Here is an 18,170-nt window from a genome sequence, read left to right as displayed (position 1 = left end):
TCAGTCGACGCTCAGCACGATCAACGGGTCGTCGTCCGCCTGCACGACCCACTGCTGCTCCTCGCGCGGTTCCGGGATCACGGAAGCCCACAAGCCGTCGCCGCCGGGCCTGATGCTTTCCTTGGGCAGAGTCATGTCCTTCGGCTACCCGGTTCCCCGGAACGTATGCCGGACAACGTGACCGCAATCGCATCCATCACCCGCGCGGTCGCCTCGTCCAGCACCTCGGCGGTCAGTTCGCGGTCGTAGAGGTCGCTCAGGTCGACCGGCGCACCCGCGACCACCTCGACCCGCTTGCGCGGCAGCAACCGCGGCAGCACGGTGCCCCTGGGCAGCAGGTCCTGGGTGCCCCACTCGGCGACCGGGACGACCGGGGCGCGGCTCTCCAGGGCCATCCGCGCGACGCCGGACTTGCCCTTCATCGGCCAGTTGCCGGGGTCGTCGGTGAACCTGCCCTCGGGGAACACCATCACGCACTCCCCCGCCTTCAGCGCCTCCACGGCCGGGCGCAGCGCCCTGGCGGCCTTGACGGTGCCCCGTTCGACCGGGATGTGGCCGCCTGAGCGCATGACCCGGCCGAAGAGCGGCGTGCGCCAGAGCGAGGCCTTCGCGAGGATGCGCGGGACGCGGTCCGACATCAGCGCGAAGACGACGGCGGCGACCGTGTCCGAGTTCGACAGGTGGTTGAACGCGAGGATCACGCCACCGGTGCCGGGCACGTGCTGACGGCCCCGCACGCGCAGGCGGACGAACAGCACGACGATCGGCCACAGGACGTCGATGGCCAGGGAGAACCAGAAACCTCTGCCTCGTCGTGGCATCTTCCACGTCCAGGCGGCGAGCTCGAGCGGGGTCACGCCCGCCATTCCAGCACGCGAGCCCGGGACGGATCAGGGATTGACGGAAAGATCGACGATCGTGACCGCGGGGCGGGTGCACCGGTCGAGTGCGGCCTGCGCCTGGCTCAGCTCGGCTTCTCCCGCTCTCCCGACGACGTCGTCGAGAACGGGTTCGAGCCTGCGCTCGGTCAGTCGTTTGACGACGCTTTCGGTCATGCCCGTGATGCCGGCGTCGTTGGCCACCGCGGTCACCTCCAGGCCGGGGCGCTCGCCGGCCGGTGCCGAACGCCGCCGGGGGACGAAGAGGAACCTCCTCGCCAGGCCCAGGTGCGCGGCGGCGCACAGGCCTGCCGCACGGTGGACAGCCCGTACCGCGAGCACGCCGGACAGCACCTGAGCCCGCCGGCTGCCGCCGCTGTCGTGGTCGGAGGAGAGGTGGCGCAGGCAGGCCCGCCGCACGACCTGTTCCAGGGAGGGGGACCGGAGGGCGTCCTCGACGCCTCGCACATCCCCTTCCAGCAGCTGTGGATACCTTCGGCGCACTTGGTCCACGTACTCGGGCGAGCGCTGACCGAGCATCATGTCGCGCTTGAGCCACTCCGCCTCGTGCGGACCGCTGGGGGCCTCCGCCCCGGGGTCCCAGGGAACGCCGTACTGGCGGATCTCACCCATGAAGACCTCGACCGACATGGAACCGCCGCCGGTCGGCCTCCTGACGGTGAACGAGCGCATTTCTTCGCGCATCCTGTCGATCAGCTCCGCGGCGAGGAGAGCCCGCCGGACGAACTCCGGGGACTCCACCTCCACCTCACCGGAGATCAGCGGCGACAGCGACTCGTTGGCGGCGGCACCGAGGGCGACGCTCTTCTTGAACAGCCTCCAAAGATTCGATTCGTCGCTCGTGCCCGTCCAGGTCCTCGTTCTTCCGTCGCCGTACGCGGATGCGATTCGGACGTCCGGCATGCCGTCGGCGCTCACGACGACCGTGGGCGCGTTCCACGTGACGACGGACGCGAAAGCCTGGCGTGGCGGATGCCCGGCTCCGGACGCTTCCGCCAGGTCGGCGTAGTAGCGCCGGAACGCGCACGCGGACCGCCCGACGCGGAGGTGCCCGAACGCCTGCTCGACCTCCTGCCCGGTCTCCACGGCGAACCGCGCCACCGCGCTGCCGCAGAACCCCAGGCCGACGAGCAAGCGCCGCGCCTCGTCCCGGCTGACCTCCGCCACCTCGGGCAGGCCGGCGAGCACTTCCGAGCTCAGCTCCCTCACGAGGTCCTCGGCCGCCGCCGCGCTCTTCCCGGCACCCCAGGCCGCCGTGGGCAGGCGCCGCAACACCCACTCGTCTGCCCGTGCGACGGCTCCCGATGCCGCTAGACCAATCATCGCAAACTCCACCGTGGGCCTGGAACACGACGAGTCGAAAAACAAAAGATGTGCGCCACACGCCGGCGGAATTCACGACAAAGCCCGAGGACCATTGACGCGGTTCCGTCGAGGAAAGCTGGTGAGTCACCTCACCTCGTGGTATCGACTGTAGTTTCCCCGTCGAGAAGAATGAAGCGAAAATGGAGGAATGCCCGTTTGGTCATCGCTCTTGCCCGAAACTCCCTCAGGCCCTCCGCCGTCAGGACAGGTACTCGAACACGCCCCCGGACTCCGTCCGGGTCAGTTCGCCGCGTTCGACGAGGACGTCGAGGTGCGCGGCGGTCTCGCCGATCGCGAGCACCTGGTTGAACATGTCGAGGTCGTCGAACCGGCGTTGCCGGCGGGTCCAGCCGATCTTGCGGGCGGTCTCGAACGCGGTGCCCGCGACGGCCTTGCCGATCTCCTCCAGCCGCTGCTCGTGGAAGCTCAGCAGCTCGTCCACGCGGGCGTGGACGCTGTCGGTCACGGGACCGTGCGCGGGCAGGAGCTTGAGGTCGGGCAACCCGCGCGTGAGCCGCAGCGAGGTCATGTAGTCGCCCAGGGGCAGTTCGGGGCGCAACGGCTCGAAGCCGATCGACGGGGTGATGTGCGGCAGGACGTGGTCGCCGGAGAACAGGACCTTCGCGGTGTGGTCGACGAACACGACGTGGCCGCGGGTGTGTCCCGGCGTCGGGATGACCTCCAGGCTGCGGTGCTCCAGGTCGAGGGTCGACGCGGTGAGCCACTCGTCGGGTTCCTCGTAGTCGCGCAGCGCCTCGCCGCGGTCGACGCTGTGCATGATCTTGACCCACGTCTCCGCGAGCTCGCCGGCACCCCACTTGCGCAGGTCGGAGACGTGCTGGTCCTCCTGGCCGTGCAGCATGTGCCGCAGCGACGGCTGCTCGCCGAGGCCCAGGCCGATCTTGCTGCCGAACGTCCGGCGCAGCGACACCGCCATCGTGAAGTGGTCGCGGTGCACGTGCGTGACGAGGAACCGGCGGATGTCCTCGAAGCCCTTGCCCAGGGTGCCGAGCGCGGCCTCCAGCTGGTCGCGGGCCTCGTCGAGGGCCCAGCCGGAGTCGATCATCACCAGGCCGTCGCCGTCCTCGACCGCGTACACGTTGACCGCACGCAGGCCGTCGTTGGGCAGCGGCAGCGGAATGCGGTGCACACCTGGTGCCACCTCGAACGCGCCCGGCTCACTCCACACGCCCGCTCACTCCGATCGTTAGCGCTCGCAACTATCTACCGGACGGTAACACGGTATTCGGGGTGCTTGTCGATGTACTTCGCCACGAACGGGCACAGGGGCGAAATCTTCACCCCGCGGGCCTGGACGTCGTCCAGTGCGAACTTCGCGAGCTGCCCGCCGAGGCCCTGCCCGGCGTAGGCGTCGTCGACCTCGGTGTGCACGAGCGCGAGGACGCCGCCCACGTCCCGGTACTCCAGGAAGCCCGCGAGCTTCCCGTCGACGTGGACCTCGTAGCGGCTCTCCGCCCGGTTGTCGGTGACCATGTCGACCATCTAACCCCGCGCGCTGGAAAAATGTCCGTCATGGACGTCTACCTGCTGATCCTCGGCGACCACCTGCCCAACCCGTGCACGGGCCGGGAGGTGCCGCAGGCCGAACGGCTGCGGGCGATGGTCGAGCAGGCGGTGGTGGCCGAGGAGGCGGGGTTCGCCGGCGTCGCGATCGGCGAGCACCACTTCACCCGCTACATCGTGTCCGCCCCCGAGCTGCTGCTGTCGGCCGTGGCGGCGCGGACGACCACGCTGCGGCTGTCCACGGGCGTCACGCTGCTCGCCCACCGCGACCCGGTCCTGGTGGCCGAGGCGCTGGCGACGCTCGACGTGCTGTCGAGCGGGCGCGCGGAGCTGATCGTGGCGCGCGGGGTGGACCAGCAGACCGATGCCGCGTTCGGGGTGCAGCCCGGTGAGCTGCGGGCCCGGTTCGAGGAACACCTGCGGCTGCTGCTCAAGCTGCTGGAGGAGCCGGAGGTGAGCTGGGACGGGCGGTTCCGCGGCCAGCTGACCGAGGTGACGACGACGCCGCGGCCGGTGCAGACGCCGCGCCCCACGGTGTGGATCGGGTCGGGATCGGCGGTGTCGGCCGACCTCGGGGCCGAGCTGGAGATGCCGCTGATGCTGCCCTCGACCCTGCGCGACCCGTCGATCTACCAAGACGTCGTGCAGCGCTACCGCGAACGCTTCCCCACCGGCCGCGTCGGGGTGCCCAGCCATGTGTTCGTGGCGGAGTCCGACGCGCGCGAGCGGTGGCGGCCGCACCTGGCCGAGTACGCGCGGTTCGCCGACCCGTGGCGCGGTGACGGTGACATCGATGTCGACGAGATCATGGAGGGTGCCGCGGTCTGCGGGACGCCCGACGAGGTGGCGGCGCGGCTGAACGCGTTGGCGCGGACGCTGTCCATCGACACGCACCTGGTGATGGTGGACATCGGGGGCATGCCCCACGAGTCGGTCATCGAGACGATCCGGCTCTTCGGTGCCGAGGTGCTGCCGAAACTTGTTTAACACCAACGGCGCCAAGGCTTAACACGGGCCGGTCAGGATCTGTCCCGTGGGCATCACCGTCATCGGCATCACGCACCCGGACCAGGTCGGGGCACTCCCCGGCGGCACGAACGTGCTGGTGCTGGCCGATGACGGCACGTGCGCCGACGAGTTCCTCGACACCGACTTCGGCGCGCACCAGCTGGTGGTGCGGGCCTCCGGGCGCGGGTCGGCGTTCTTCGCGGTGGCGGACAAGGCCCGTGAGGTGGGCGCGGACCGGGTCCTCTTCGGTGGCGTGCACGAGACCGCCACCGGGTTCGTCACCGGGGAGGACCCCGTGCTCGTGCTGGGCGTGCGCCCGCCGGGCGGACCGATCGCGCTCAACGCCGCGTTCGGGCGGTGGCTGGACCGCTGGCCGCGGCCCGCGAGCGCCTACCTCGGCGACGTGGACCACTGGCTCGCCGCGAACGCGCTGTGCGAAGGCCTGCGGGTGGAACTGGTTTCGTGGCGGATGGAACCCACCGTCCCCATGCGACGGAAGTTGACCGCCTAGTCATCCGAAGGCGGAAGACACTGTGCCGCCTGTGGAATACCGTTCCCCTCGCGACCACGCGATGACGCGCACCCGCCGGGGCTGAGAGCTCTCTCAGCATGCCGGTGCTGAGGTGTGGGGGCACACTGGTTCAGGGTTGATCTCAGGGGAAGACCTGACCCTCCGGTACGCCGCGTCGTCGAAGATGGTGCGCAAGAAATCCCACAGGAGGGGACAGACAGTGAGCACGTCCGATGGAGTCGCGGCGAGAGCCGTCGACGTGTGGAAGGAATACGGGTCCGGCGACGCCGCCGTGACCGCGCTCGCGGGGGTGAGCGTCGAGCTGGAGCGGTCGCGGTTCACCGCGATCATGGGACCGTCGGGGTCGGGCAAGTCGACCCTGATGCACTGCCTGGCGGGGCTGGACGACGTGACCCGCGGCGAGGTGTGGATCGGTGACACCAAGGTCACCGGCCTGAAGGACCGGGGGCTCACCGAGCTGCGGCGCGACCAGGTCGGGTTCATCTTCCAGCAGTTCAACCTGCTGCCGACGCTGACCGCCGAGGAGAACATCACGCTGCCGCTCGCCATCGGCGGCAAGAAGGTCGACCGGGAGTGGTTCGACGTCGTCATCGACACCGTCGGCCTGCGCGACCGGCTCTCGCACCGCCCGACGCAGCTGTCGGGTGGCCAGCAGCAGCGCGTGGCCTGCGCGCGTGCCCTGGTGTCGCGGCCCGAGGTCGTGTTCGCGGACGAGCCGACCGGCAACCTGGACTCGCAGTCCGGTGCCGAGGTGCTCGCGTTCCTGCAGCGGTCCGCCCGCGAGTTCGGGCAGACGATCGTGATGGTCACGCACGACCCGAACGCCGCGTCGTACGCAGACCGCGTCATCTTCCTCAAGGACGGCCACATCGTCCGCGAGCTGCTGGCGCCCTCGGCCGACGAGGTCCTGGAGACGATGAAGCACCTCGACGGTGTCGTGGTGCCACATGCTTAAGGCCACTATCAAGAGCTTGCTGTCGCGCAAGCTCCGGCTGGTGCTGTCCGCGCTCGCGGTGGTGCTGGGCGTGATGTTCGTGTCCGGGTCGTTCGTGCTGACCGACACGCTGCAGCGGTCGTTCACCGACCTGTTCTCGTCGGCGTTCGCCAACGTGGACGTCTCGGTGTCGCCGAAGCAGGAGAAGGGCAAGGAGCCCCAGCCGCTCACGCCGCAGGCGATCGCCGACGTGAAGGCGGTGCCGGGCGTGGCGTCCGCGGTCGGCGAGGTGCAGGGGTCCGCGCGGCCGATCGGCAAGAACGGCAAGGTCATCACGACCTCCGGCGCACCGCGGTTCGGCACCAACTGGACCGGCACCGGTCAGGAGAAGATCCGCGACGGCAAGGCTCCCGCGGCCGACGACGAGGTCGTCGTCAACGCCTACCTCGCCTCGACCGGTGGCTTCAAGGTCGGCGACGAGATCGGGCTGCTCACGCTGGAGCCGAAGAAGACCTTCAAGATCGCCGGTGTCTACGAGTACGCCGGTGGCCGCGAGTCGCTGGGCGGCGAGCTGTCCGTGGCGTTCACCGAACCCGTGGCGCAGCGGCTGCTGCTGGGCAAGCAGGACGCGTACTCCTCGGTCACCGTGACCGCCGCGGCCGGCACGTCCGACGACGCGCTGCGCGACGCCGTGGCCGCGAAGCTCGGCTCCGGCTACGACGTGAAGACCGGTGCGACGCTCGCGAAGGAGCAGGCCGACCAGATCAACGAGGGCCTGAAGTTCTTCAACTACGTGCTGCTCGGGTTCGCCGGCATCGCGTTGTTCGTCGGCATCTTCATCATCCTCAACACGTTCTCCATCATCGTCGCCCAGCGCACGCGGGAGCTCGCGCTGCTGCGGTCGATGGGCGCCTCCCGCGGCCAGGTCATCGGCTCGGTGGTGCTGGAGGCGTTCGTGATCGGCCTCATCGCGTCGATCGCCGGCCTCGGGGCAGGGGTCGGCGTCGGGGCGCTGCTGGCGACGATCTTCAGCTCGGTGGGCGGCACGAACCTGCAGCTCGCGGGCATCGGGGTGCCGGCGTCCGCGGTGATCTCGTCGTTCGCGGTCGGCATCGTCGTCACCGTGGTCGCGGCGGTCCTGCCTGCGCTGCGGGCGTCGCGGATCGCACCGGTCGCGGCCATGCGCGAGGCGGCCACGCCGGACCGGCCGCTGACGAAGATCACCATCACCGGCGCGCTGGTCGCGGCCGCCGGTGGCACGGCACTGGCCTTCGGCTTCCGGCAGGCGTCGTTGTCGTTGATCTTCGGCGGCATCCTGGTGGCGTTCGTGGGCGTGGCGCTGCTGACGCCGATCCTGTCGCGGCCGATGGTGTCGCTGATCGGCCGGCTGCTGTCGTGGTCGATGCCGGGCCTGCTGGGCCGGCGCAACTCCGCCCGCAACCCGCGCCGCACCGCCATCACCGCCGCCGCGCTGATGGTGGGCATCTCGCTGATCACCGGCGTGAGCGTGGTGCTGACGTCGGCGACCAAGTCGATCGAGAAGCTGGCCTCCGGTCAGCTGCAGACCGACCTGATCATCTCCGGTGAGGGCCAGGCGGAGGGCCAGCCGGCGACGTTCCCGCGGGACGTGCTGTCGGAGGTCGAACGGACCGAGGGCGTGAAGTCGGCCGTCGGCTGGTCGCAGGACGGTGTGCTCCAGGGCGACAGCCAGCTGTTCGCGGTCGGCGTCAACGACGTGCCCGCGCTGGCGACGATGTTCGCGCTGAAGCCGAAGTCCGGTGAGATCGCGCCGCTGAAGGACGACCAGCTCGCGCTGCCCGAGGAGATGGCGGCCGAGAAGGGCTGGACGGTCGGCAGCACGGTGTCGCTGCAGCTGGCCAGGGCCGCGCAGCCGCAGACCTTCACGGTCGGGTTCATCTGGGCCAAGTCCCAGGTGCTGCAGGGTGCGCTGGTGCTGCCGGAGTCGGCGGGCAAGAACTTCCGCTCCGACCGGGTCGCCCAGGCGTTCGTGCAGGTGAACCCCGGCACCAGTGCGGCGGACGTGCAGAAGCGGGTCGAGCCGCTGTTCGCCGACAACCCCGAGATCACCGTGCAGGACCGCAGCGCGTTCGTGAAGCAGACGACCTCGCAGTTCGACACGGTCCTGCTGATGATCCAGATCCTGCTGGCGCTCGCGATCCTCATCGCGGTGCTGGGCGTCATCAACACCCTGGCGCTGTCGGTGATCGAACGGACCCGCGAGCTCGGTCTGCTGCGCGCCATCGGCATGCGGCGCTCGCAGGTGATGCGGATGATCACCGTCGAGTCGGTGGTGATCTCCGTCTTCGGCGCGGTCCTCGGTCTCGCGGTCGGCCTCGCGCTGGGCGTCGCGACCGTGCAGGCGCTGAAGGACCAGGGCATCTCCGAGCTCGGTTTCCCGTGGGCCACGATGGTCCAGTACCTGGTGGTGGCCGCGTTCGTCGGCGTGGTCGCGGCGATCCTGCCGGCCATCCGCGCCGCACGGCTCAACGTCCTGGACGCCATCGCCTACGAGTGATCCTTGTTCTGGCGTCTGCAAGTACTGCCGACCACCGTGTCGGCAGTACTTGCAGACGCCTTGCCCACCGGGGTCAGGAGTGCGGGCAGGTGTCGCGGTACGCGCTGATGGCGGTGTTCGGCGCGGGGGCCGGGCACAGGAACTGGTCGTAGCGCAGGTCGTCGTCGACGAACCGCTTGAGCCACGACAGCGTGAACTTGCGGACGGTCACGTTGTCGCTGCGCGGGTCGGAGTGGTCGCCGCCGCGCAGTTCGAGGAACGCCTTGTCCGGTGCGGCGGTCATCGAGGTGTAGAACGGCAGCGAGTGCTGCGAGTTGGGTGCGGTCGGGTCGCTCTGGCCGCCGAGCACGAGGGTCGGGACGCCGACGGCCGACCAGTTCTTCGTGGTGTGCCAAGCGGCCAGCGGGATGGAGGCCTGCAGGGCGGGCCGGGAGACCGAGGCGCGCAGTGCGCCGCCGCCGCCCATCGAGTGACCCATCACGGCCAGGCGCGAGGCGTCGACGCGGGGGTTGGTGCGGACGGCGTAGTCCAGTGCCGCGAGCAGCTGGCGGCCGCGGCTGTCGGGGTCGTCGAAGCCGGACAGGGTGTTGATGGTGACCACCACGAACCCGAAGGACGCGAGCCGGGGACCGAAGTGCGCGACCGACGTCTGGGTGGCGGTGAAGCCGGGTGAGACGGCGACAGCGCCGAACTTGAGGTCGCTGGTGGGGGTGTAGACGGTGCCGCCGCCGAAGTCCGGCTGGCGGGCGATGGTGGTCTGGGTGACGGCGAAGGTGCCGCGCGACGCCTCGACCGACGCGGCCGTGGGTGCCGGACCGCGTTCGTGGGGGTTGGCCAGCGCGGTGGCGGTGGCGGTGGGGGCGAAGGCCAGGACGAGTGCCGCGACAACGACTTTGATGCGCACGACGAATACACCTCAATTGGTTGCAGGGGAACCAAAACGGCGTCCCCAACGCTACCGCTCGGTAGGCTCGTCCGATTCGTCCGGTCGGATGGTTACCGAGCGCAGCTGAGCAGGGAATTGTCGTCCGATCAGGTCACCGTAGAGGCGGTATGCGACGAATCAGATGCCGCACAAGGGTGAGCGCGTGCCCACCAGGAGACAGTTCCTCGTACTGAGCTCAACGGCAGCGCTAACAGGTCTGCTGCCCGACGCCCCCGCTTCCGCGCTGGCCGATGTCGCCCAGCCGTACGCGTCCTACTGGCACCCCGCCACGATCCTCGACTGGGATCCGGCGACGGACCGGGACGCGCGGTACAACCGCAGCTCGGTCCCCCTCGCCCGGCGCGTCGTGCCCGCCCGGCCGGCCAACCCGCACGCCCGCGCGAACGAGGCGCGGGTGCAGGCACTGGTCGCGTACGCGCCGACGAGCGGCAACCCCGCCCAGGGCGCGCTCGACATGAACTACTACGCCACCAACTACTGGCAGTACGTCGACGAGCTGGTGTTCTGGGGCGGCAGCGCCTCCGAGGGCCTGATCCTCGCGCCGAACCCGACCGTCACCGACGCCGCGCACCGCAACGGCGTGAAGGTGATCGGCAACGTGTTCCTGCCGCCCACCGCGTACGGCGGTCAGCTGCAGTGGGTGCGCGACCTCGTCCGGCGCGAGGGCGACCGGTTCCCGGTGGCGGACAAGATGGTCCAGGTGGCCCGCCACCACGGTTTCGACGGCTGGTTCCTCAACCAGGAGACCGCCGGCGGCAACGCCCAGCTGGCCGCCGACATGCGCGACTTCATCGTCTACCTGAAGAGGAGCGGCCTGCGGATCATCTGGTACGACGCGATGACCGACACCGGCAGCGTCTCCTGGCAGAACGCGCTGACCGCGCGCAACCGGATGTTCTTCGCCCCCTCCGACGAGATGTTCCTGAACTTCTGGTGGAGCGCGCAGGGCTTGCAGAACTCGGCGAACCTCGCCCGGCAGATGGGTCGCAGCCCGTACGACCTGGCGTCCGGTGTGGACGTCGAGTCGAACGGCTACAACACCAGCGTCGCCTGGGCCTCGATCTTCCCCGAGGGCGGGCCGCACACCACCTCGCTCGGCTTCTACCGTCCGGAGTGGACGTTCAAGTCCGCGACCGGTCCCGCCGACTTCTACGCGCGGGACAACAGGTTCTGGGTCGGGCCGAACGGCGACCCGGCCAACACGACGACAAACGCGGCGTGGAAGGGCGTCGCCCACCACATCACCGAGCTGACGCCGATCACCTCCCTGCCGTTCGTCACGAACTTCAACACCGGGCACGGCCGCAAGTTCGCCGTCGGCGGCACGGTCCGTTCGACGCAGCAGTGGAACAACCTGGCGTTGCAGGACGTGCTGCCGACCTGGCGGTGGAGCGTCACCGGCAGCGGCACGAAGGTCGTGCCCTCGCTGGACTGGGACGACCCGTACGACGGCGGCACCGCGCTGAAGATCACCGGCACACCCGCGTCCGCCAACGACGTGCGGCTGTTCGCGACGGCGCTCCCCCTCACCGGCAGCAGCCAGTTCGAGGTCGTGCACCGCACCGGCACCGGTCCGTCGCGGTTGCAGGCCGTGCTGCGGATCGGGACCACCGAGCGGGTGCTCGACCTCGGCGGCGTCAGCGGCGGGTGGCGGCGCAACGTGTTCCCGCTCGGTGAGCACGCCGGTGCGACGCTCACCGAGATCGCGCTGCGGGTGCTGCCCGGCGGCCCGGTGACCGCCCTCGTCGGCCGCATCGGCGTCACCGACCCGGCCATGACCGCACCCGCCGCACCGGCGAACCCGCGGGTGGAGCTGGTGAGCCGCACCGACGCCGCCACGGTGTCGGCACGGCTCACCTGGACCCGCTCCCCCGGCCGGGTCCGGCAGTACCGGGTCTACAAAGCCGGTCCCGAACGGCTCTTCCTCGGTGGCACGCCGAACGACGCGTACTTCGTGCCCGCGATCCCGCTCACGAACGGCGAGACGGCGCAGATCGAGGTCGAGGCGGTCGACGAGGCGTTCGACGTCTCGCCACCCGCTCGCACGACGATCACTGGTACACCCTGACGTAGTCGAGCACCATGTCCTGCGGCAGCTGCGTCCCGGCCCCCGGCGGGCCGGGCCAGTCGCCGCCCACGGCGTTGTTGATGATCAGGAAGAACGGGTGGTCGTACACCCACGGCCCGCGGGTGGTCTCCAGGACGTTGCGGTCGACGGTGAAGAACCGGTTGCCGTCCACGCTGAACGTCATGTGGCTGGAGTCCCACTCGACGGCGAACGTGCGGAACGCCGCCGCCGCGGGCTGGCCGAGGTCGAGCGGGGAGCCGTACCCGCCCGCGCCGAAGTACGCCGGGGCGTGCAGCGTCGAGTAGACCCGGTTCGGCTCCTTGCCGACGTGCTCCATGATGTCGATCTCGCCGGTGTAGGGCCACGGCCGGCGCTGGTCGAAGAAGTCAGCGCCCAGCATCCAGAACGCGGGCCACAACCCCTGCGTGGACGACACCTTGATCCGCGCCTCGACCCGGCCGTAGGTGAACGTGAACTTGCCGTAGGTGTTGAGGCGCGCGGAGGTGTACTGGCAGGTCGTGCTGCCGCTGACCGGGTCGACCGGGCAGGCGCTGCCCGGCGTGACCTCGCGGCGGGCCTGCAGCACCAGGTTGCCGTTGCCGTCGTGGCGGGCGTTGTTGTTGTTCGTGTAGTACTGCAGCTCGTTGTTCACCCCGGGACCGGTCTCCGGCTGCCACTTCGAGGCGTCCGGCGCGGTGCCCGCGGGGGCGTTGAACTCGTCGGACCAGACGAGCCGGCCGGGGAACGACGGGTTCGGGGGCAGCGGTGGCGCGGGCGTCGGGTTGCCGCCGGTGCCGTAGACCTGGAACTCCCACAACGAGTAGCCGTAGCCGTTCGACCGGGCCGTGCCGTACATCCGCACGTACCGGCCGGTGCCGCTGACGGTCAGCGTCTCCTTGAACCCGCGGCCGGTCGTGGTCGAGTAGAGCTGCCGCCAGGTCGCGTTGTCGTCGGACACCTCGATCCGGTACGCGGTCGCGAACGCCGGGTCCCACTGCAGCACGACCTTGGAGATCCGGGCCGTGGCGCCGAGGTCGACGGAGATCCAGCCGGGGTCGACCCAGCCGGTGGTCGCGCTGGTCGCCCACCGGGTGGCGGGGTCGCGGTCGAACGCCTTGGCCGGGGTGCAGCCGCCGCAGTTCGGGTCGTCCTGGAACGTCGAGGCGGACCCGGTCTTCCCGTACGACAGCAGGGTTTCCGCGCTGCCGGAGTCGCGGGTGCCGAACACCTGGAACTCCCACAGCGAGTAGCCGTACTGCGTGGCGCGCTGGGTGAGGTCGAGCCGCACGTACCGGCCGGTGCCGGAGACCGCGAGCGTCTCCGTGCCGCCGGGTCCGGCGGTGGTGCGGCGCAGCTCCTGCCACGAGTTGCCGTCGGCGGAGATGCTGAGCGTGTACGCCCTGGCGCTCGCGGCCTCCCAGGCCAGCACGACCTGGTCGACCTTCGCCGGGGAGCCGAGGTCGACCTGGATCCACTGCGGGTCGCTGAACTGGCTGGACCAGCGGGTGCCGGGGTCGCCGTCGACGGCGGCCGTCGCGCTGAACGCGGCGTTCTCGCTGCTGGAGGCGGTGACGGGACGGTTCTGGGAGAGCAACGGGCCGGCGGCCTGCGCCGGCGTGATCGTGGCCGCGACCAGCGCCGCGGCGACGAGCAGGGGCAGTCTCGTGCGGTGGGGCCTTCCTGACATGGGTGCTCCTGAAGCCGATGAACGGGCGACGAGGCGTGAGAGAGCCCTCTCTGCGACAGGAGTTCAGCACCGAGAGTCAGGGCACGGGTGCGTGGTGTCAAGAAAACCGGGACTTCTGAACGTTTCTTGCGGATTGACGCCCGTTTGCGACCTGCGCCATGCTCGAACGGCGTGAGAGCGCTCTCCCAATCCTGCTGCGGAGAGGAAAGCTTCAATGAGGAAGCCTTTGTTCCACCTGGCCACGATCCTCGCACTGGCCGCCGGGGTGCTGAGCGTCCCCGGCGCGGCGCAAGGAGCACCGGTGCGCGTCGCCGAGTTCCTCGCGGAGTGCCCGATCAGCCACCGGCTCCCGGACGACCCGATCGTCCTGCCGAACCTGCCCGGTGCCTCCCACTCGCACGACTTCTTCGGCAACCGCTCGACCAACGCCCGCACCACCCAGCAGTCGCTGGAGGGCTCGACGGGCAACTGCAACCCGGCGGCGGACATCTCCTCCTACTGGGTGCCGACGCTCTACCGCGACAACACCGCGATCGCACCGACCGGCGTCACCTTCTACTACCTCGGCGAGGGCGTGAACAACCCGGCGGCGATCCAGCCGATGCCCTACGGGCTGAAGATCGTCGCGGGCAACGCGAAGGCCACCGGCGACGGCGACAGCAACGCGCGGTGGTCGTGCCTGCACGCCGGGCACGTGAACCCGTCCAAGAACTTCGTCGAATGCCCGTCCGGCACGATGCTGGAGACCTACCTGGACTTCCCGCAGTGCTGGAACGGCCGCGACCTCGACTCGTCCGACCACAAGTCGCACCTGTCGTACCCCGTCGCGGGCGGCTGCCCGTCCTCGCACCCGGTGCCGGTGCCGAAGCTGCGGATGGTGCTGCGCTACCCGGTGAACGGCACCACCTCGGGCCTGCGACTGGCCTCGGGCACCGGACAGACCATGCACGGCGACTTCTTCAACGTCTGGCCGCGTGCCGAGATGGAACGCCGTGTCCGCAACTGCATCAACGTGGTGATCAAATGCGACCACAACGGAAACCACGGGTGATCCTCTGCCTGCTGGCCGGCCTCCTCGCGGGCTGCCAGCAGGCACCTCCCCCCACCCCTGACACCCCGGTGAGCTCGGAAGCGCAGGGCGCGTTCGGCCAGACCGAACGCGCGTTCGTGGAGCTCTCGATCGGGACCAACGAACAGGTGCTGAAGCTGCTGGAGAACGGCGGCCCGGCCGAGATGGTGGCGCACCGCCGTGAGGAGCTGGAACGGTTGCGCGCGGTGCTGGACGTGCCGTACGTGAACAACCACGTCGGGCACGACATGCCGGGCATGCCGACCGACGCGGAGATCCAGCTGGCGGCGACCGACCCGCAGGCGCGTGACCAGTTCGTGCGCGCGCACCTGACGGAGTCGTTGAAGGTCCTGGAGAACGCGCGCGTGGACCTGAAGCACCCGCCGACGGTGGAGATCGTCGAGCTGATGGAACGCCACCGCACGGCGGAGCTGGCCGCCAGGTGAAACGCGTGACGCTGGAGGAGGTGGCGCGCGTCGCCGGGGTGTCGCGCGCCACCGCGTCGAGGGTCGTGAACGGCCTCGGCACGGTCGACGAGGCGCTGCGGCACGCGGTGCAGCGCGCCATCTCCAGCACCGGGTACCTGCCGAACATCGCGGCGCGCTCGCTGGTGACGCGGCGGGCCGACGCGATCGGGCTGGTGCTGCCCGACGAGCACCGGATGCTCGGCGACCCGCACCTGGCGAGCGTCGTGAGCGGCGTGACCCGCGTGGTGCGGCCGCTGGGCATCCACCTGGTGCTCATGATGACCGGGCCGGGGACGCGCGAGCAGGCGGTGAGCGACCTGCGCTGCGGCCGGTTGGACGGGGTGGTCCTCGTGCACACCGACCCGGCGGACCCGGTGCCCGGTCAGCTGATCGCGGCCGGGTTGCCGGTCGTGCTGGCCGGGCGGCCGTGGCAGCCGATGCCGATCACCTACGTCGACGTGGACCAGGCGGCGGGCGGTGCGCTGGCCGGCGAACGGCTGCTGGCGCTCGGCTGCCGGCGCATCGCCACGATCACCGGCCCGCAGGACATGCCCACGGGCCGGGACCGCGTGCGCGGCTTCCTCGACGTCGTGCCGGACGCGGTCGTGGTGCACGGTGACTTCACCAGGGAGTCCGGGATCGCCTCGACCGAGGAGCTGCTCGCCCGCTGCCCTGACGTCGACGGCGTGTTCGCCGGCTCCGACCTGATCGCGACCGGTGCGATCGCGGTCCTGCACCGCCACGGCCGCACGGTGCCCGGTGACGTGGCGGTGGTGGGGTTCGACGACAGCAGCGCGGCGCTGACGTGCGAGCCGGAGCTCACGACCGTCCGCCAGCCGATCGCCGACATGGCGCAGGAGATGGCCCGTCAGCTGCTGCGGCAGATCGCGAACCCCGCCACGCCCGTCACGTCGGTGGTGTTCGCGCCCTCGCTCGTCGTGCGGGCGAGCGGCTGACCGCTCACGCGCTCTTGGACCTGACCGGCATGTTCTTGGCGATCAGCCACGTCGCCGCGACCGCCAGCAGCCACGCGACCGCGGACGCGACGTGCCAGCCGGCGCCGAGCAGGCTCATCTCGTTGCGCAGGAACGGGAAGCTCGCCGGAGCCGGGTATCCGCACCTTGGCCATGACCGCGAAGGCGATGCCGAACGGCAGTGCGACGAGGCCCGCCGGTCCGGACGTGTCGAACGCCGCGGCGAGGAGCATGCCGACCGCGCACCACACGAGGTACATCAGGAAGTAGGCGTGCGGCAGCCCGCGGTCCCCCGCGGTCCAGTCCATCAGCGCGTAGACGCCGCCCTCGACGGCGAACCCGAGCCACGCGACCGCGGCCATCGCGGCCGCGAACACCACGCTGAACCCGGTCGCGGCGCCCAGCAGCTCCCGGCGGGTGCGGCCGTGCGCGACCGCGACGGGCAGCACGTTGTGGATCACGTGGACGCCGACGAAGAGCACGAACCAGGGCCCGACCTGACCGGCGGCCACCGACCACCCGCTGATCACGACGTCCTTGAAGAGCGACACGGCGAACGTGAGGGCGACGGTGAAGGCGAACACCCCGGCCGCGACGAGCGCGCTGAACCCGGCGAGCGACGTGGCCAGGTGGCGGAAGACCCTCACCGCAGCCCCCCGACCGGTTCGGTGAGGTGCACGAACAGGTCCTGCAACGCGATCGGCCCTAGCTCCAGCCCCAGCCGGCGGGCGTGGACGAGCTGCGCGTCGTCGAGCGTGCCGTAGACCATGACCGACTTGGTGCGCCCCAGCGACTTCTCGCTCAGCACGGTGAACCCTGCGGTGAACGCGTCGACGTCGTCGGCGGTCCCGGTGACCTCGGTGCCGCGCGAGCGCAGGACGTCGGCCTCCTCCTGGAGCACGAGCCGGCCGTTGTCGATGATCAGGACCTCCTCCAGCAGGGAGGCCAGCTCCTCGATGAGGTGCGTGGAGATGACGATGGTGCGCGGGTGCCGCATGAAGTCCTGCAGCAGCGCGTCGTAGAAGGCGTACCGGGTCGGCGTGTCCATGCCGAGGTGCGACTCGTCGAGCATCGTCAGCGGTGAGCGGCTGGCGAGCCCGATCGTGACGCCGAGCGCGGACCGCTGCCCCAGCGACAGCTCGCCGACCTTGGTCTTGAGCGGCAGCCCGAAGAGCTCGACCAGCTCGCGGGCATAGGTGTCGTCCCACGTCTCGCGCCACGCCTTGCCGTACTCCAGCGCGTGCACGACCTTGTCGCCCTTGTCGGCGGCGTCGGTCGTGTGCCGGACCAGGCAGACGTTCCGCATCGCCCGCGCGTTCTCGAAGACCGGCGCACCGTCGAGCAGCACCGAGCCGACGGGCCTGCGGTAGCCGGCGAGAGCGGACATCAGGCTGGTCTTGCCGGAGCCGTTGCGCCCGAGCAGACCGTAGATCTTGTTGCCGGACAACGAGAAGCTCATGTCGTCCACAGCGGTGATGGTGCCGTAGCGGACCGTTAAACCCCGCACGTCGACCTGCATCACACTTCCCCCCTGTCGTGCTGCTCGATGCGCCGGATGACGTCGGCGAGCGGAATGCCGATGGCGCGCGCCTCGGCGACCATCGGGTCGACCACCTCGCCGAAGAAGGTCTCCCTGCCCTGTGCCCGCAGCATGTCGCGAGCCCGCGTGCTCACGAACATCCCGATCCCCCTCTTCTTGTAGAGCACCTTCTCGTCCACGAGCTGCTGGAACGCCTTGGCCGCGGTGGCCGGGTTGATCCGGTAGTAGGCGGCGTACTGGTTGGTCGACATGACCTGCTCGTCCGCCTTCAGCGCCCCGCTGACCACGTCCGCCTTGATCCGGTCGGCGATCTGCCGGTAGATCGGACTCCGGTCGTCGAACACGACTACTTCCCTGGTTCGTTACTCATGTAATGAACCATAGCACCGCCGAGGCACGCCGGTCACCCGGTCCGACTCATGACTGGGGTGGCCTTCATGTCGATCACCGCGGGCGCGACAGCCGGGCGCCCCGCCTCCACAAGCATCTGCAAGTACCACCAGCTCAACATCAACAGGCACTTTTCTACTACCAACAGCGCTTCCAGCCGCCCGCGAACCCCAGTCCTGGTTCGGCGAGCGGCGAACATGTTGGTGGTAGTCAGCGGCGATTGATCAAGTG

18 protein-coding genes are annotated in these 18,170 nt (G+C 70.1%); 8 read left to right on the top strand and 10 right to left on the bottom strand.

Features of this window, described 5'->3' with window-relative positions; all coding sequences use genetic code 11:
• The 5 genes from ACVDFE_RS19250 to ACVDFE_RS19230 form a co-directional block, all read right to left on the bottom strand.
• Positions 1-135 (bottom strand): hypothetical protein, encoded by a 135-nt coding sequence (locus tag ACVDFE_RS19250; protein WP_360396235.1) that lies wholly within the window; start codon positions 133-135, stop codon positions 1-3.
• Positions 132-866, bottom strand: a complete 735-nt coding sequence (locus tag ACVDFE_RS19245; protein WP_458431299.1) for a lysophospholipid acyltransferase family protein — start codon at positions 864-866, stop codon at positions 132-134. The genes ACVDFE_RS19250 and ACVDFE_RS19245 overlap by 4 nt, the downstream gene beginning before the upstream one ends.
• 24 nt (positions 867-890) lie before the next feature.
• Positions 891-2,222 carry a hypothetical protein gene (locus ACVDFE_RS19240; protein WP_458431298.1) on the bottom strand — a complete coding sequence of 444 codons (1,332 nt, stop codon included), beginning with the start codon at positions 2,220-2,222 and terminating at the stop codon, positions 891-893.
• A 241-nt stretch (positions 2,223-2,463) separates the two neighbouring features.
• Complete coding sequence (locus ACVDFE_RS19235; protein ID WP_458431297.1) at positions 2,464-3,414, bottom strand: MBL fold metallo-hydrolase; 951 nt, start codon at positions 3,412-3,414, stop codon at positions 2,464-2,466.
• Positions 3,415-3,488: 74 nt separating this feature from the next.
• A complete protein-coding gene (locus ACVDFE_RS19230) occupies positions 3,489-3,758 on the bottom strand; it encodes a GNAT family N-acetyltransferase (protein ID WP_360396228.1) in 270 nt (89 codons plus the stop codon).
• Positions 3,759-3,797: 39 nt separating this feature from the next.
• Here ACVDFE_RS19230 and ACVDFE_RS19225 point away from each other — a divergent pair, with 39 nt between their 5' ends.
• From ACVDFE_RS19225 to ACVDFE_RS19210, 4 genes are all read left to right on the top strand, one after another.
• Positions 3,798-4,775: an LLM class flavin-dependent oxidoreductase gene (locus ACVDFE_RS19225; RefSeq protein ID WP_458431296.1), complete on the top strand. Its 978-nt coding sequence runs from the start codon at positions 3,798-3,800 to the stop codon at positions 4,773-4,775.
• A 46-nt stretch (positions 4,776-4,821) separates the two neighbouring features.
• A complete protein-coding gene (locus ACVDFE_RS19220) occupies positions 4,822-5,307 on the top strand; it encodes a hypothetical protein (protein ID WP_458431295.1) in 486 nt (161 codons plus the stop codon).
• A gap of 184 nt (positions 5,308-5,491) precedes the next feature.
• Positions 5,492-6,283 (top strand): ABC transporter ATP-binding protein, encoded by a 792-nt coding sequence (locus ACVDFE_RS19215; RefSeq protein WP_360396486.1) that lies wholly within the window; start codon positions 5,492-5,494, stop codon positions 6,281-6,283.
• The gene (locus ACVDFE_RS19210; protein ID WP_458431293.1) at positions 6,276-8,798 is read left to right on the top strand and encodes an ABC transporter permease; all 2,523 of its coding nucleotides are present in this window, start codon (positions 6,276-6,278) and stop codon (positions 8,796-8,798) included. Before ACVDFE_RS19215 ends, ACVDFE_RS19210 begins: the two co-directional genes overlap by 8 nt.
• A 73-nt stretch (positions 8,799-8,871) precedes the next feature.
• Here the strand turns inward: ACVDFE_RS19210 and ACVDFE_RS19205 are convergent, their stop codons facing one another.
• Positions 8,872-9,702: a dienelactone hydrolase family protein gene (locus ACVDFE_RS19205; RefSeq protein WP_458431291.1), complete on the bottom strand. Its 831-nt coding sequence runs from the start codon at positions 9,700-9,702 to the stop codon at positions 8,872-8,874.
• 184 nt (positions 9,703-9,886) lie between these two features.
• Here ACVDFE_RS19205 and ACVDFE_RS19200 point away from each other — a divergent pair, with 184 nt between their 5' ends.
• Positions 9,887-11,812, top strand: coding sequence for an endo-beta-N-acetylglucosaminidase (locus ACVDFE_RS19200; protein WP_458431289.1), 1,926 nt, complete (start codon positions 9,887-9,889; stop codon positions 11,810-11,812).
• Here ACVDFE_RS19200 and ACVDFE_RS19195 read toward each other — a convergent pair.
• Positions 11,796-13,499 carry a discoidin domain-containing protein gene (locus tag ACVDFE_RS19195; protein WP_360396217.1) on the bottom strand — a complete coding sequence of 568 codons (1,704 nt, stop codon included), beginning with the start codon at positions 13,497-13,499 and terminating at the stop codon, positions 11,796-11,798. The genes ACVDFE_RS19200 and ACVDFE_RS19195 overlap by 17 nt on opposite strands.
• Positions 13,500-13,713: 214 nt before the next feature.
• Between ACVDFE_RS19195 and ACVDFE_RS19190 the strand changes: the two genes are divergently transcribed.
• The 3 genes from ACVDFE_RS19190 to ACVDFE_RS19180 are packed head-to-tail and all read left to right on the top strand — an operon-like array spanning position 13,714 to position 15,991.
• On the top strand, positions 13,714-14,550 hold the full coding sequence (locus ACVDFE_RS19190; protein WP_458431288.1) for a DUF1996 domain-containing protein: 837 nt from the start codon (positions 13,714-13,716) through the stop codon (positions 14,548-14,550).
• On the top strand, positions 14,547-15,014 hold the full coding sequence (locus ACVDFE_RS19185) for a hypothetical protein (protein ID WP_458431287.1): 468 nt from the start codon (positions 14,547-14,549) through the stop codon (positions 15,012-15,014). The genes ACVDFE_RS19190 and ACVDFE_RS19185 overlap by 4 nt, the downstream gene beginning before the upstream one ends.
• A gap of 5 nt (positions 15,015-15,019) precedes the next feature.
• Entirely contained in the window at positions 15,020-15,991 is a 972-nt protein-coding gene (locus tag ACVDFE_RS19180; protein ID WP_360396212.1) for a LacI family DNA-binding transcriptional regulator, read from the top strand.
• Here ACVDFE_RS19180 and ACVDFE_RS19175 read toward each other — a convergent pair.
• The 3 genes from ACVDFE_RS19175 to ACVDFE_RS19165 are packed head-to-tail and all read right to left on the bottom strand — an operon-like array spanning position 15,904 to position 17,893.
• On the bottom strand, positions 15,904-16,656 hold the full coding sequence (locus tag ACVDFE_RS19175; protein WP_458431286.1) for a hypothetical protein: 753 nt from the start codon (positions 16,654-16,656) through the stop codon (positions 15,904-15,906). The genes ACVDFE_RS19180 and ACVDFE_RS19175 overlap by 88 nt on opposite strands.
• Positions 16,653-17,528 carry an ATP-binding cassette domain-containing protein gene (locus ACVDFE_RS19170; protein ID WP_458431285.1) on the bottom strand — a complete coding sequence of 292 codons (876 nt, stop codon included), beginning with the start codon at positions 17,526-17,528 and terminating at the stop codon, positions 16,653-16,655. The genes ACVDFE_RS19175 and ACVDFE_RS19170 overlap by 4 nt, the downstream gene beginning before the upstream one ends.
• Complete coding sequence (locus tag ACVDFE_RS19165) at positions 17,528-17,893, bottom strand: GntR family transcriptional regulator (RefSeq protein WP_458431283.1); 366 nt, start codon at positions 17,891-17,893, stop codon at positions 17,528-17,530. Before ACVDFE_RS19165 ends, ACVDFE_RS19170 begins: the two co-directional genes overlap by 1 nt.
• Between the last annotated feature and the right edge of the window lie 277 nt (positions 17,894-18,170).

Source organism: Lentzea chajnantorensis (assembly GCF_054300775.1).
This window is presented reverse-complemented; position numbering and strand designations above follow the sequence as displayed.